This is a genomic window from Shewanella sp. SM87 (assembly GCF_025653705.1).
GTDB lineage: Bacteria > Pseudomonadota > Gammaproteobacteria > Enterobacterales > Shewanellaceae > Shewanella > Shewanella oncorhynchi.
The window spans coordinates 56,658-69,914 of record NZ_JAKKSC010000016.1; the positions used below are offsets into that span (position 1 = coordinate 56,658).

The window sequence follows — 13,257 nt, forward strand, 5'->3', positions numbered from 1 at the left end:
ATGTTGATATTACTGGTTGAAGATAATCGACTTCTTTCTAACAACATCATTCAATATCTTGAATTGAGTGGTATAGAGTGTGATTACGCTTTCAACCTGGCACAAGCGGATATGCTCATTAGTCAGCAGCAGTTCGACGCTATTATTCTCGATCTAAATTTGCCGGATGGTGATGGGATTGAAGCGTGTGAACGCTGGAAAGCACAGTGCATTACTTCACCAGTAATCATGTTAACTGCACGTAGTAGTCTGAATGATCGCTTGAGTGGGTTTGCTGTGGGCGCGGACGATTATTTAGTAAAACCATTTGCAATGGAGGAACTAGTCGCGCGATTGAAGGTGGTTGCTCAGCGTCGTCCCGCGCCCCAAAGGTTGACGATTGGCGACCTAGAAATCGATTTTGCAAACCACATGGTGTATCGGCAAGGGCAACTGCTGGCTTTGTCTAAAACCGGATGGCAGATCTTGGCTTTATTAGCTAGGCGTAGTCCAGAAACGGTGAGTAGAGAAGAGATTGAGCGAATGCTTTGGCCCGACAGTACACCTGATAGTGATAGCTTGCGCAGCCATATTCATCTTTTGCGCCGAGTGATCGATCGCCCCTTTGAACGGCAAATATTACATACGATTCGTGGCGTCGGTTTAAGCCTTAGAGATGATATCAATGCAAGCGCCTAAACTTAGCCTCAAGCGTAGTTATCAAGTGTGGGGAGTTATTTTTCTATTAATAACCTTAGGTGTAAATAGTTTTATCCCGCTTTGCATGATGTGTGCAGGTATGATTTCTATGCATGAAGTCACAATGCACAATGCAGGGCAAGCGGCCGAAGCATTACTGAAGCTGGCGGAGCCAACTCAGCAATCATTACTTCATCAACCACTTCTAAAAACCGATAACTTAACAGTCTATCCTCATTGGCGAGATATTCCGCTGCAAATTCGTGAGTTAAGTAACAATGAAGTCTTAACTGATGCGAGCACAATTCACTATGAGCATGCAGAAGGTCCCATTGTTAACGCGTTAAGTGTGTACTACACCCAAACTGGCCAGCCGCTCTACGTTTGGCTGCAGTTTAGTGTTACCCATGATTTGCACTTTGCCCCTAAAAATATGACGGCGATCTTGCTGCTTGTCTTGATAACCTTTTGTGCCAGTGCAAGCTTAGCGTTTTATATGCAAAGTAAAGTGATTACGCCTGTTCATCAAATTAGTCATGCGATTAAACAACATGATTGGGAAGGAGGAGGAAAACTGAGTTTACCAGAACAAGAATATGCTGAATTAAAAGCTATTGTTGATGCTTTAGATAACTCGATTTTACAACTTCAGGAGGCTCAGCAGCGAGAACTCAATTTTTTACGTTTTGCTAGTCATGAGTTACGTACGCCAGTCGCCATATGCCAATCTTCATTCGAAATCCTCGCATTACAACAAGGTGAGCTTACGGGGGCAACTCTGTATGCTTCCCAAGCGACCAATCAAATGAAATCACTCATTGAAACCCTACTATGGTTAACTAATAAAGAGTGTTCAAACCTAGAAAAGGAAAACGTAGCATTATCGCCTTTACTTGCCAGTATTATCGAGGAGCAGCAACGGGTACATGGTTATGAGCAAAAAATTCAATTATTGTGTGATGATACTTGCTTGCCAGTTCAGCTTCATCCGCTAAAAATCATATTAAGCAATTTATTAAGGAATAGTATTGAGCATGGTGGGATGGATATTAGCATTACTCAAGATGCTTGTTGTATAGCAATAACCAATTCCTACAATAGTAAGGGCCGCCATGGATTTGGTTTAGGGCTTTTACTGGTGAAACGTCTCGCGAATCAACTGGGTTGGACTTTTACTAGCTCATCTGCAAATAATGTATTTGTCGCTAGATTGGAAATATCTAACAGTTAAGTAATAGGAGCTGTAAATTTACTGCATTAAACCACACACTTTTAAAATGCAAAAGCGCCGTTGGGCTTAGATCACATAGTCCTCATGCTATTCGTAGTAACTTTATTATATAAAGTTTACTGGTCGATAAGTATTTTAAAATACTTCCTAGAATACATGCTTGAGAGGGACTCTATGTGTAAAAAAAGTGTGGCATCCATTTTAGTCAGTGCAATTATTTTTAGTGGTTCAGTATATGCTGATGTGAATAAAACGAGCGTGGATTTAGGTTATAAGTTTTATACCAGTGACGCAAAAAATGATAACCCAGGTGTTTTTAATCAACCTTTTGTAAAGTTGAATCATTTAGGAATTGCTGATTGGGGTACTTACTTTGCTAATCTTAAGCTCGAAAACCCTGCTGAAATCGCGGAAAATCAGAAGAACCTTGATGGTAAAACTACCATTAAGTCATTATTGATACTTGAAAATATGCTGGGAGAGTCGCAGTTCAACTTCTGGACTCAGAACTTTATCTCTGCGAGTGAAACGCTAGTTGAAGATAATCTTTACTTAGGTATTACCCATAATGCAAAAATTCAAAATTTATCACTAAACTATGGTGTCGGTTTAAATTATACCATTGGTAGCTTTTCCCCCACATCAGAGAAATTTAATGATCTGTCAGGTTATGCTGTGGTTTTAAATGCAAAGTACCCATTTGAGTTGCTAGGGTTAAAACATAGTTTAAGTTTGAATTATGAAGCACAAATTGATAGGGATGCAGCGCATCAAGCATTATTTTCATATGACAGCTATGGCCATCAGATAATTACAACGTTACAAACAAACCTCACAGATTCAATATTTTCAAAGTTATATATCACCCATTATGATAGCTGGGGCTCACAATATAATGATGGGATTGAATACGGTATATCTGTTGGTTATCAGTTTTAACGGTTTATCAAATAGGTTGAATTTTTGATAAGTAGAATCTCATTTAATTTGATGCTGTTCTAGTTTTCATTAAAAATAATAAGGGAATTGTAATGCATTATAAAAAATCCATTATTGGTATTGCTGCCACGGCAACAGCAATTATTGTCGGCTGTCAAGTTACCCATCAAATAGTAAAAAGCCAGGGAACCGCTCAAGGCAAGCATGGCGAAGTGCAGGTCGAAACCACATTCAAAGACGGACACATTGTGGCGATTGATGTACTAAAGCAAAAGGAAAATAAGGTCCTTGCTGGTGCCGTATTTAAAGATGTTAAACAGGCGATTATTGATAATAACTCTATCGAGGTTGACGGTATTGCAGGCGCAACCGTAACGTCTAAAGCGCTTAAAGAAGCCGTGGGTAAAAGTGTTGAAGCCGCAGGTGTTACGTTAGTCGCTGTCGCTTCAGCTAAAAAAAATGAAGCATTAACACCAGCAGAATATACCTATGATGTGGTGATTATTGGCTCGGGTGGTGCAGGTTTCAGTGCTGGTTTAGAGGTTATGGCCGCAGGCCGCTCCGCCGTTATTATTGAAAAAATGCCAATTATTGGTGGTAACTCATTGATCTCTGGTGCTGAGATGAATGTTGCTGGTAGTTGGGTGCAAAAAAATATGGGGGTGACCGATAGCAAAGAGCTGTTTATTAGCGACACGCTAAAAGGCGGCGATTTCAAAGGTGACCCTGAAATGGTTAAGACCATGGTCGATAATGCGGTTGATGCTGCGGAGTGGTTAAGGGATTACGTCAAAGTAGAATTTTACCCAGATCAATTATTTCAGTTTGGTGGACACAGCGTTAAACGGGCGCTAATCCCTAAAGGTCATACCGGAGCAGAGGTGATCAGCAAGTTTTCTATTAAAGCTGAAGAAGTTGGCTTACCAATTCATACCAATACTAAGGCTGAAAAGTTAATTCAAGATCAAACGGGCCGAATTGTGGGTGTAGAAGCGACTCATAATGGCAAAACGGTAACCTACTATGCAAAACGCGGTGTTGTGATTGCCACGGGTGGCTTCTCGTCTAACATGGAAATGCGTAAAAAATATAACCCAGAGTTAGATGAACGTTATGGCAGTACTGGTCATTCAGGTGGTACTGGTGACGGTATTGTGATGGCAGAAAAAATACATGCAGCAGCTAAAAATATGGGATATATCCAGTCATATCCTATTTGTAGCCCAACCTCGGGTGCTATTGCCTTGATTGCAGACTCTCGCTTCTTTGGTGCGGTGTTAATCAACCAGAAGGGTGAGCGCTTTGTTGAAGAATTGGAACGCCGAGATGTGATTTCACAGGCCATTCTAGCCCAACCAGGCCGCTATACTTATGTGCTCTGGAATCAAGACATTGAAAACGTTGCCCATACAGTTGAAATGCATCAAGGCGAACTTAAGGAATTCACAAAAGACGGGCTAATGTATAAGGTCGACACCCTAGAAGAAGCCGCTAAAGTCTTTAATATTCCTGAAGATAAGCTGTTATCAACGATTAAAGACGTTAATCGTTATGCCGCAACAGGAAAGGATGAAGCCTTTAATCATCGCTCAGGATTGGTTGATTTAAGTAAAGGACCTTATTGGATTTTAAAGGCTACACCTTCTGTGCACCATACAATGGGTGGACTAGCGGTTGATATACGTACTCGTGTACTTGATGAACAAGGAAAAGTGATTCCGGGCTTGTTTGCTGCGGGAGAAGTGACTGGTTTAACCCATGGAACCAATCGACTCGGTGGAAATGCTTACACTGATATCATTGTCTTTGGTCGTATCGCGGGACAAGAAGCGGCTAAATAGTTTGTATTTTATGTCTGGCTTAAAGCGACCCAATTGGGTCGCTTTTGTTTGTAAATGCTGCTGTTCACTCGCGTACAACACATTCGTTTAAAGCTTGTTTATGATGAATAAATCGTGATCGCTATGGCAAAAATCCATAAACTTGCTATCCAAAGGACTACAAAGCGAAGGTGAGTCGGAGTATCATACGGCTAATTCTTACTAAAACACTCAGGTATCCCCTGACGGAGCAGGTTTTCATGATTACCATTTCCGATGCGGCTCAAGCCCATTTTGTTAAGTTGTTAGCAGATCAACCTGAAGGCACTCATATTCGCGTATTTGTGATCAGTCCAGGAACCTCGCAAGCCGAGTGTGGTGTGTCTTATTGTCCACCGGATGCAGTAGAAAGTGATGATATTGAAATCGAGTTCACTGGCTTCAATGCTATGGTCGATGAGAAGAGTGCACCTTTCCTTGAAGATGCCACTATCGATTTTGTGACTGACCAATTAGGTTCACAACTCACGCTCAAAGCACCTAACGCAAAAATGCGTAAAGTGTCAGGTGATGCACCTTTAGTCGAGCGTATCGAATACGTGATCCAATCTGAAATCAACCCTCAGTTAGCTGGCCATGGTGGTAATATCACGCTGGTTGAAATTACCAAAGAAGGCGTAGCCGTACTGCAGTTCGGCGGTGGATGTAATGGTTGTTCTCAAGTTGATATCACCCTGAAGGATGGTATCGAAAAACAATTGTTAGACATGTTCCCAGGTGAGTTGACTGGCGTACGTGACGTGACAGATCACCAACACGGTGAACATTCTTACGCTTAATCTTGTTTGTTAAGCTGAATGAAAAACGCGACCTTGAGTCGCGTTTTTTTATATTTGGCTTTCGCTTTAAGTGCAGTTGTTAAGTTATAACTTAGGGTTGAGATTATCAGCTAAGAACTTATCTAAGGCTTTAAACGTCGCGAGTCTATTGTCGTTATTGCTTAGGTAATGATCACCATTTTCCAACTCAATATACTCCACTGGTTTATTTAGTGATTTGAGCTCGTTATACATTTCTCTGCTATGTTGAACCTTAACGACTCTGTCCTTATCGCCATGTAGCAGTAATACTGGGATGTTAATTTTATCTGCTTTACTGATAGGTGAGCGCTCATAGAGGGCATCGAGATCATCTCCTATTTGCTCTTTAACCACTTCATAGTTGGTATGTCTGCGGCTTGATTTTACAAGGTAGGCCACATCGGTCACACCAGCTACACTGATGGCGCAACGGTAAAGATCGGGAGTCATAGCTGCCCCCATTAAGGCCGCGTAACCACCATAACTCGCACCGGCAATACAAATGCGTTTGGGATCGCTAATCCCTTGCGCTATTAGGTAACGAGTCCCGTCTTCAACATCGTTTTGCATTTCGAGCCCCCAGCTTTTTAGGCCAGCCTTCATAAACTCATAGCCGTAACCTGCCGACCCCCTGAAATTCATTCGAAATACCGCATAACCCCGATTAGCGAAAAACTGCGCCCAATAGTCAAAGCCGTTACTGTCGTAACTGATCGGGCCGCCATGGGGGAAAATAATCGTCGGTAGCTGTTTAGCTTCGAGTCCCTTTGGCACTGTTAGGTAAGCATCGATTTTGAGCTTATCCCTTGCTTCGTAAGTTAGATGTTGGGTGTTGGCGAGTAGCTCACTATTGAGCTTGCCGTATCTGTTCGCGATGGGATATAACGTTTTTTCGTCCCTATCGCCGAAATAATAAGTGCCAGGCTCGGTCGAGCTGGTGGAATACACTATGTAGCGGCGTTCATTTGCACTGAATTGAGTAATATAGTTGTGAGCATCGGGTAATACAGCCTTAAGACCATTTTGTAGTCCGACATATTCTGTCTCCCAGAAGGTGTATTCCTCGCCGTCGCCTTCACTGATACCAATGACTTTTTTCTTTAATTGCGAGTAGAGTAAATCCCCTTCGACGTCAGTTGCTTCATTGGCGTAAACCAACTCTTTTGTAAGATTAGGGTCGGTCAGGTTCACTTTAAAAATGGCTTCGAAACCTTGGTGATAGGCGCGAACGTAGAGGATATTAGGGTCTGCATCAAAACCTAATGGCCAAACCGTGTCCTCAGAGAAGGCTTTAAAGGTCCAAAGCAAGCGTGAATCACTCTTTTGCTCGGCCTGTTCATAAATACGGTACTCAGTATCATCGTTGTAGATAGAAATTCGGACTTTGTGCTGCCTGTCGGTAATCCAACTTATAATCTTCTTTTTAGCATTTTGGGTGTAACTGGATTTCCCCTGCGCTAAATTGACTTTCAGAACGCTGTCTTCGCCTACGTTTTCGCCCATTCCGTCTAATGACAGTAAAATATTATCGGGATCATCTGGCATAAGATCGATAATTTGTCCCTGATGTTGCGGGATCCAATTAAGACGGTCTAAGACGCTGCGCGGAAGGACACTCGAGGTCTTTTTCGTGGTCAAATCATACTTAACAAGGCGGGTTTCGGTTGTAGGTGTACCGTAACGGTTAGCCGGAAACTTAGCACTGATCAGTAAGATATTATCGTTTGCCCACTGCAGAGACAGGATGACAAATTTTTGGTTATCCGTGTGCAGCGGAATGCTTTTTTCGCCTGTTTCTATATCTTGGATACTAACGACAGTACCTTTGAGTTTGGCTTGATCGACCCGTACAACAGAAGCGATTTTTTTGCCATTAGGCGAGAGCTGCACAGAGCTAACATCTGGGATGCTTGCAAAGGCTTCAACGGGTAATTGTGGCGCAGTGTTGGCAACCGTATAGTTACATAGCCACAGCAATAGCAGCGGTAAAATCCTTTTCATTATCGATTCACATCTTCGTTACAATTGTAAAATCAACATAATAATGATTTTGAGATTAGTAAACTACTGTCTTTACAGATTTATTTATGTAAAAAGGCCTGACTGAAATAATAATGCCCTGCGAGCGTTAGGCTTCTGACGATCATAAAGACACTCATCGCGGCCCAGAGGGCATGGTTGCCTTGCTCTGGTAGTAATAGCTGCTGCAGTAAATACCATGTTGGGAAAAACGCGCCAAAGGTGGCGAGTATCATGCTATTGCGCATCACTTTTCCTTTAGCGGCACCTATGTAAACACCATCGAATAAATACGAGCTAAAGGACCATAAAGGCAAGAATATTAGCCAGATAAGATAGGTTTGCGCAGTGGCTCTGACCTCATTAATACTGGTCAATAACGCGATAATATTACTGCCAAAAAGACTAAATACAGCGCAGAATCCTAGTGCCGTTATGGCCGACCAGCACCAAGCTAAGATCACAGCTTCCCTTAATTGTTCTGCCTGTTTTTGCCCATAGGCTCGACCGACTTCTGCCTCGGCATAATAGGCTATACCATCTAGAGCGTAGGAGATTAATAGCAGTAAATTCAATAACACGGCATTGGCCGCAACGGTATTATCACCTAGACCTGCACCATGGAATGTCATAAAGGCAAAAGCTGCCTGCAAACAGAGGCTGCGGACAAAAATATCTGTGTTGAGCCTCAGTAATTTGCCATAACCCGTTAAGGTGACATGGGGGAATAGCTGAGATAAGTGAAACTCGGGTGCGCGCTTGAGTTGTTGTAACACCATAGTGAGTGCGACTGAGAAAGCGGTGATATCGGCAAAGACCGAGGCGAGGGCTGCGCCTTTAACGCCCCAACCCAAGCCGAGGACAAACACCACATCGAGAATAATATTGGCAAGGTTGGCTAAAATCAGCTGCCACATGGCGGCTTTAGGTTGTTGTCGCCCTAAGAGCCAACCTAACATCACTAAATTGAGCAGGGCGAAGGGCGTTGACCAAATCCGTACCTGAAAATATTCGCGGCAATAACGTTCGACCTCGCTACTCGCTTCGGATAATCCCAACGCTAAATTCAATATCGGGACTTGCAGTGCGATAACGCCTACGCCCAATAACATCGCTAGCATAGCGCCTTGGACTAAGAGTTTGTGCTGGGCGTGAAGATCGTCAGCACCAAAGGCTTGCGCGACTAAACCTGTCGTCGCCATACGCAAAAATCCCAATAACCAAATGATTAATGTGATAATCGTTGACCCGACAGCGACTCCCCCTAAATAATAGGCCTCACTCAGATGACCAATAACAGCCGTATCGACTAAGCCCAACAGCGGGATAGTGATATTGGAGAGTATCATCGGCAGGGCGAGCGCTAGTAACTGGCGATTTTTCGCGCCGTTGAGCATGAGGTCGAGCCAAGTTGATTTAGCAGTATTCATTAATTTCAGAGGTGTTCACATTATGGTTAAACGTGTGCTGTTGGCACTCATAGGGCTAATGACGTTTTCTGCCCATGCCGTGGTCATTCTGCAATATCACCATGTGTCAGAAACCACTCCGGCGGCAACCAGCGTTACGCCCGCGCAATTTCGTGAGCAAATGCAGTTTCTCGTCGATGACGGCTTTAAGGTGATCCCGCTTTCTAAAGTGGTTGAAGCGATCAAGCAAAAACAAGATTTACCCGCTAAAACAATCGCAATTACCTTCGATGATGGTTATCGCAGTATAGCGACTACGGCGCATCCTATCCTAAAGGAATTTGGATTCCCCTACACCTTGTTTGTGGCAATTGAGCCGATTAAACAAAAGTTTACCGAGATGATGACTTGGGATGAACTCATCACACTATCCAAGGAAGGCGCCGATATTGCTAACCACAGTTGGGCGCACGAACATTTGATCCGCGCCTTAGAAAACGAATCACAGGCGCAGTGGTTCGCGCGGATAAAAGCCAATATCTTAGATACAGAAAAAGCGATTGCAGATGCCACTGGGCACAATTTTAAAATGCTGGCGTATCCTTACGGTGAGTACAATCAAGCGTTGCAGGATATGTTAACTGAGAACGGCTTTGTCGCTTTTGGGCAACAGTCCGGTGCCGCGGGGCCCTATTCGCCATTAACGGCCCTGCCGCGTTTCCCCGTTGCTGGACAATATGCAGACCTAAAAAGCCTTAAGGCAAAGTTATACAGCTTAAATATGCCTGTGATTGCACAAACCCCAAGTGATCCTGAGTTAAAGGGTGGCCATTGGCGTCCAGAGCTTAAAGTGACCCTCGATATGAGTGATATCTCTGCTAAGCAAGTGATGTGTTACATCCAAGGTCAAGGCTCAAAACAGCCGACTTGGCTCAATGAAAACGAGTTTAGTGTTCAAGCGGATTTAGCCTTGCCCGCGGGGCGATCGCGTTATAACTGCACAGCGCCGAGTAAGGCGCGCAATGGCTACTATTGGTTTTCTCAGCCTTGGGTAAGGCCAAAGGACGATGGCTCTTGGATCAAAGAGTGATCAGCGGCTAGGTTTGTATTGCGCCACTATTTTTTCAAAATCGCTAATTAATTTATCATTTAATACCTGCGGCGGTTTGCCTAACGCTGCCGTAGGTTTAAATACCGCAACTCGCGTTCCCTGCGGCGACACCAAAACATAACCCGCACTATGGTCGACTTGGTAATTTTCTCCTTCACCCACCATGGCATAAGTGAGTCCTAAGCTGCGGGTGAGGGGAAATATCTGCGTTTGTTCACCCGTTACCGCTTTAAACTCTGGATTGAAAAAATTTACATAGGTTAAGAGTTTATCCTGTGTATCTCGTTTGGGGTCGACGGATAGAAACACCACCTGCAATGGCGCGATCTTGTTTAGATCGGGATAAGCCGCCGCGAGTTTATTTAAGGTCGTAGGACAAACGTCGGGGCAAAAGGTAAAACCGATAAAGAATAAGCTCCATTTTCCCTGCAAACTGGCATTGGTAAAAGCTTGCTTGTGTTGATCGACCAATTCAAAGGGCGCTAATTCATAGGCCTGTGGAAACAGAAAACCGCTCTCTAACTCGATAGGTTTTGGGGGATTAAATTTCACCGCAAATAGGCCGCCAAGGCCGAACAACAAAATGGCGATGACTAAAATTCTTTTCTGCATTATTCGCTCCATAAATACAGGTTAGCGCGACAAACTCGTTCCATACACTAGTTCCATAAATAGTGGTCTAGCAGTAATGCCATAAATAACAACATTAAATGGTAGATAGAGAAGCGGAACACTTGCATCGCTAAGCCATCATGATCCCGATATTTAAGTTGCCATGCTTTATAGATAAATCCCGTACTGAGTAAACTCGAGCTGACGAAATACACTGGCCCACACATACCAACCAGCACAGGTAACAGGCAAGCAATCGCCAGCAATACTGTGTAGAGCAAGATGCAGGTTTTCGTAAATTCGACACCGTGGGTGACTGGCAGCATGGGAATATCTACTTTGGCATATTCGGCGCGTCTGTGAATGGCCAGTGCCCAAAAATGTGGCGGCGTCCACGTAAAAATGATGATCACTAGCAATAACGCATGGCCGTGAAATTCGCTCGTCACTGCCGTCCATCCCAGCAGGGGTGGCATAGCTCCCGCAAGGCCACCGATCACAATATTTTGTGATGTTGCGCGTTTCAAATAGGCCGTATAAACCAAGGCATAGCCAATCAGGCTGGCAAAGGTCAGCCAAGCAGTGAGTGGATTGACTAAGGAATATAAGACGATAAAGCCAAAACTACCTAAGCTAGCGGCGAAAATTAACGCGCGTGTGGCCGAAATACGCCCTTTGGGTAGTGGGCGATTGTAGGTGCGTGCCATTAAGCCATCAATACGGCGATCGATTAGGTGATTCAACGCTGCCGCTGAACCCGCCATCATAGCAATACCCAGCATACCGGCGATTAAAGGTTGAACGGGGACCGCATGGGGCACAGCAAGACACATGCCGACTAAGACAGTGAGCAGCATCAGTGCGACCACTTTAGGTTTGGTCATTTCAAAATAGGCGCGCCATGTTACGCTGAAAGTGGGCAGGCTACTGGTGATTGAGAGTGGTTTTGCCATCTTGGATCCCTCGCTTATGCTTTGCGCCATAAAAAATAGTTGATTGTGACTAAGGTCAGCAGCAGTAGTGCCGCACCACCGTTGTGAGACACGGCAATGCCGAGTGGTAAATGCATCACTACGTTAGAAATACCTAAGCTCACTTGAAGTATGACTAGCCCCACTAATAAAAGGCTTAAAGCCTTAAGTCCCGTAGCGCCAACAAATAATCGGTAGGCGAGCACGAGTAACAAGCTGGCAGTGACGATAGCGCCAATTCTGTGGGCTACGTGGATAGTCATTCGTGCAGGGTAATCGAGCACCCCAAATTCGAAGCTAGGGTGTTGGCCTTGGAACGGTGAAAATGCCTCGGCTATTGCTAAGTTATCTACCCAATTTCCCTCACAGATGGGTAAAGAGGTGCAGGCGAGCGCCGCGTAATTTGATGATGTCCAAGCGCCCAACATAATCTGACCCACAAGGACGAATAGGCTCACCAACGCTAACGGTGCGAGATGTCGAGCATGGGTTTCGCTATTAAATATACGCCGAGGTCGGGTTCGCAGGTAAAGGAGTAACAGCAGCGAGATTAGGCTAAAGCCACCAATAAGATGCGACATCACAATAATTGGCATGAGTTTCATGGTCACAGTCCACATGCCTAGTGCTCCTTGAAAAAGGATCAGCAGCACTATGATGATCGGTAACTTTTTGGGTGCTTCCGGTGTTTTTAAGCACAAAATTAAGATGAATAACACCAGTAAGCCAAGTCCGCCTGCGATATATCTGTGGATCATTTCCAGCCAAGCTTTCTCTGTATTGATATCGTGATCTGGGAATATAGTTTGCGCATGGGCGATTTCATGGTCTTGGGTGGGCACTTTAATATGGCCGTAGCAGCCTGGCCAATCGGGGCAGCCGAGCCCTGCATCCGATAGGCGGGTGTAAGCGCCCATTAAAATCACCAATAGGGTAAAGACTAAGGTTAAGCGTAGGATCCAAGTTAGTTGCATCAATCTACCCTCGACAGTTTTAACAACTTACGCAGATCCGCAATCAGCGCCTTGCCTTGAGCTAAATGTGCTTCTTTGCCCTGCACTTGAGGGTAGCGCAGGACTAAGCTGCCTAAGGGATCGACTATGATTAGCTGCTGTTCATCTAACCATTTGCTTAAGTCTGCATTGGCAGGACGAGTATTGAAGTTAAAGGTGCTTAAGGCGTTAAGATCGCTGTCGGGATGGGTGAGGATGAGCGGTTCTACTCGCGCCTGATCTGGCCCTAGCGCTGTGTGGCTTTGGCGCAAAATATACAGGCGTTCGCGGCAAGTATCGTTGCATTTGGCGGGCAATAAATACAGTAGTTGCCATTCTTTGGGATTAGAATTTTCAACCCCAAGGCTGGCATAACTAGTTTCGGGACTGATCAGCTCGCCATGATTGGTGGCACCGCCATGGTATAAATTCAGGCTCAGCACTAGCTTAGCAATCACTACGGGGGCAATAAACGCCAGCAGTAATAGCCCTAATGCTTTGTGTTTAGATTTGTTCTGGGAGTTCATGCTTGCTCCTCTCATTCAAATTATCCCTAATTTATTGTTTTATATTTATTTAGTTTTATTAGTGTCTTGCTAAGTATGGTACGAATTT

12 protein-coding genes are annotated in these 13,257 nt (G+C 44.3%); 6 read left to right on the forward strand and 6 right to left on the reverse strand.

Translation table 11 applies throughout. The features are described 5' to 3' along the window. From L5M11_RS13910 to nfuA, 5 genes are all read left to right on the forward strand, one after another. Positions 1-678, forward strand: coding sequence for a response regulator transcription factor (locus tag L5M11_RS13910; RefSeq protein WP_263192496.1), 678 nt, complete (start codon positions 1-3; stop codon positions 676-678). Next, positions 665-1,909 (forward strand): sensor histidine kinase, encoded by a 1,245-nt coding sequence (locus tag L5M11_RS13915; protein WP_263192497.1) that lies wholly within the window; start codon positions 665-667, stop codon positions 1,907-1,909. The genes L5M11_RS13910 and L5M11_RS13915 overlap by 14 nt, the downstream gene beginning before the upstream one ends. Positions 1,910-2,083: 174 nt before the next feature. Beyond that, complete coding sequence (locus L5M11_RS13920) at positions 2,084-2,848, forward strand: outer membrane protein OmpK (RefSeq protein WP_263192499.1); 765 nt, start codon at positions 2,084-2,086, stop codon at positions 2,846-2,848. A 92-nt stretch (positions 2,849-2,940) separates the two neighbouring features. After that, positions 2,941-4,689 carry a urocanate reductase gene (gene urdA, locus L5M11_RS13925; protein ID WP_263192501.1) on the forward strand — a complete coding sequence of 583 codons (1,749 nt, stop codon included), beginning with the start codon at positions 2,941-2,943 and terminating at the stop codon, positions 4,687-4,689. Between the two features lie 239 nt (positions 4,690-4,928). Further along, a complete protein-coding gene (nfuA, locus tag L5M11_RS13930; RefSeq protein ID WP_263192502.1) occupies positions 4,929-5,507 on the forward strand; it encodes a Fe-S biogenesis protein NfuA in 579 nt (192 codons plus the stop codon). A gap of 84 nt (positions 5,508-5,591) precedes the next feature. On the opposite strand, the gene L5M11_RS13935 is transcribed toward nfuA, so the two are convergent. Both L5M11_RS13935 and L5M11_RS13940 read right to left on the reverse strand, forming a co-directional pair. Continuing rightward, positions 5,592-7,529, reverse strand: a complete 1,938-nt coding sequence (locus L5M11_RS13935) for an alpha/beta hydrolase family protein (RefSeq protein WP_263192504.1) — start codon at positions 7,527-7,529, stop codon at positions 5,592-5,594. 80 nt (positions 7,530-7,609) lie between these two features. Next, positions 7,610-8,977, reverse strand: a complete 1,368-nt coding sequence (locus tag L5M11_RS13940) for an MATE family efflux transporter (protein WP_263192507.1) — start codon at positions 8,975-8,977, stop codon at positions 7,610-7,612. Positions 8,978-8,999: 22 nt separating this feature from the next. Between L5M11_RS13940 and L5M11_RS13945 the strand changes: the two genes are divergently transcribed. Further along, a complete protein-coding gene (locus L5M11_RS13945) occupies positions 9,000-10,046 on the forward strand; it encodes a polysaccharide deacetylase family protein (RefSeq protein WP_263147418.1) in 1,047 nt (348 codons plus the stop codon). Here the strand turns inward: L5M11_RS13945 and L5M11_RS13950 are convergent, their stop codons facing one another. Genes L5M11_RS13950 through L5M11_RS13965 form a run of 4 tightly spaced genes read right to left on the reverse strand, consistent with a single transcriptional unit; the run spans position 10,047 to position 13,169 of the window. Further along, a complete protein-coding gene (locus L5M11_RS13950; protein WP_263141488.1) occupies positions 10,047-10,679 on the reverse strand; it encodes an SCO family protein in 633 nt (210 codons plus the stop codon). 47 nt (positions 10,680-10,726) lie between these two features. Then, a complete protein-coding gene (gene cyoE, locus L5M11_RS13955; RefSeq protein ID WP_263192508.1) occupies positions 10,727-11,632 on the reverse strand; it encodes a heme o synthase in 906 nt (301 codons plus the stop codon). A 14-nt stretch (positions 11,633-11,646) separates the two neighbouring features. Continuing rightward, positions 11,647-12,624, reverse strand: a complete 978-nt coding sequence (locus L5M11_RS13960) for a COX15/CtaA family protein (protein ID WP_263192510.1) — start codon at positions 12,622-12,624, stop codon at positions 11,647-11,649. Continuing rightward, the gene (locus tag L5M11_RS13965) at positions 12,624-13,169 is read right to left on the reverse strand and encodes a hypothetical protein (RefSeq protein ID WP_219234921.1); all 546 of its coding nucleotides are present in this window, start codon (positions 13,167-13,169) and stop codon (positions 12,624-12,626) included. Before L5M11_RS13965 ends, L5M11_RS13960 begins: the two co-directional genes overlap by 1 nt. Positions 13,170-13,257: the final 88 nt, after the last annotated feature.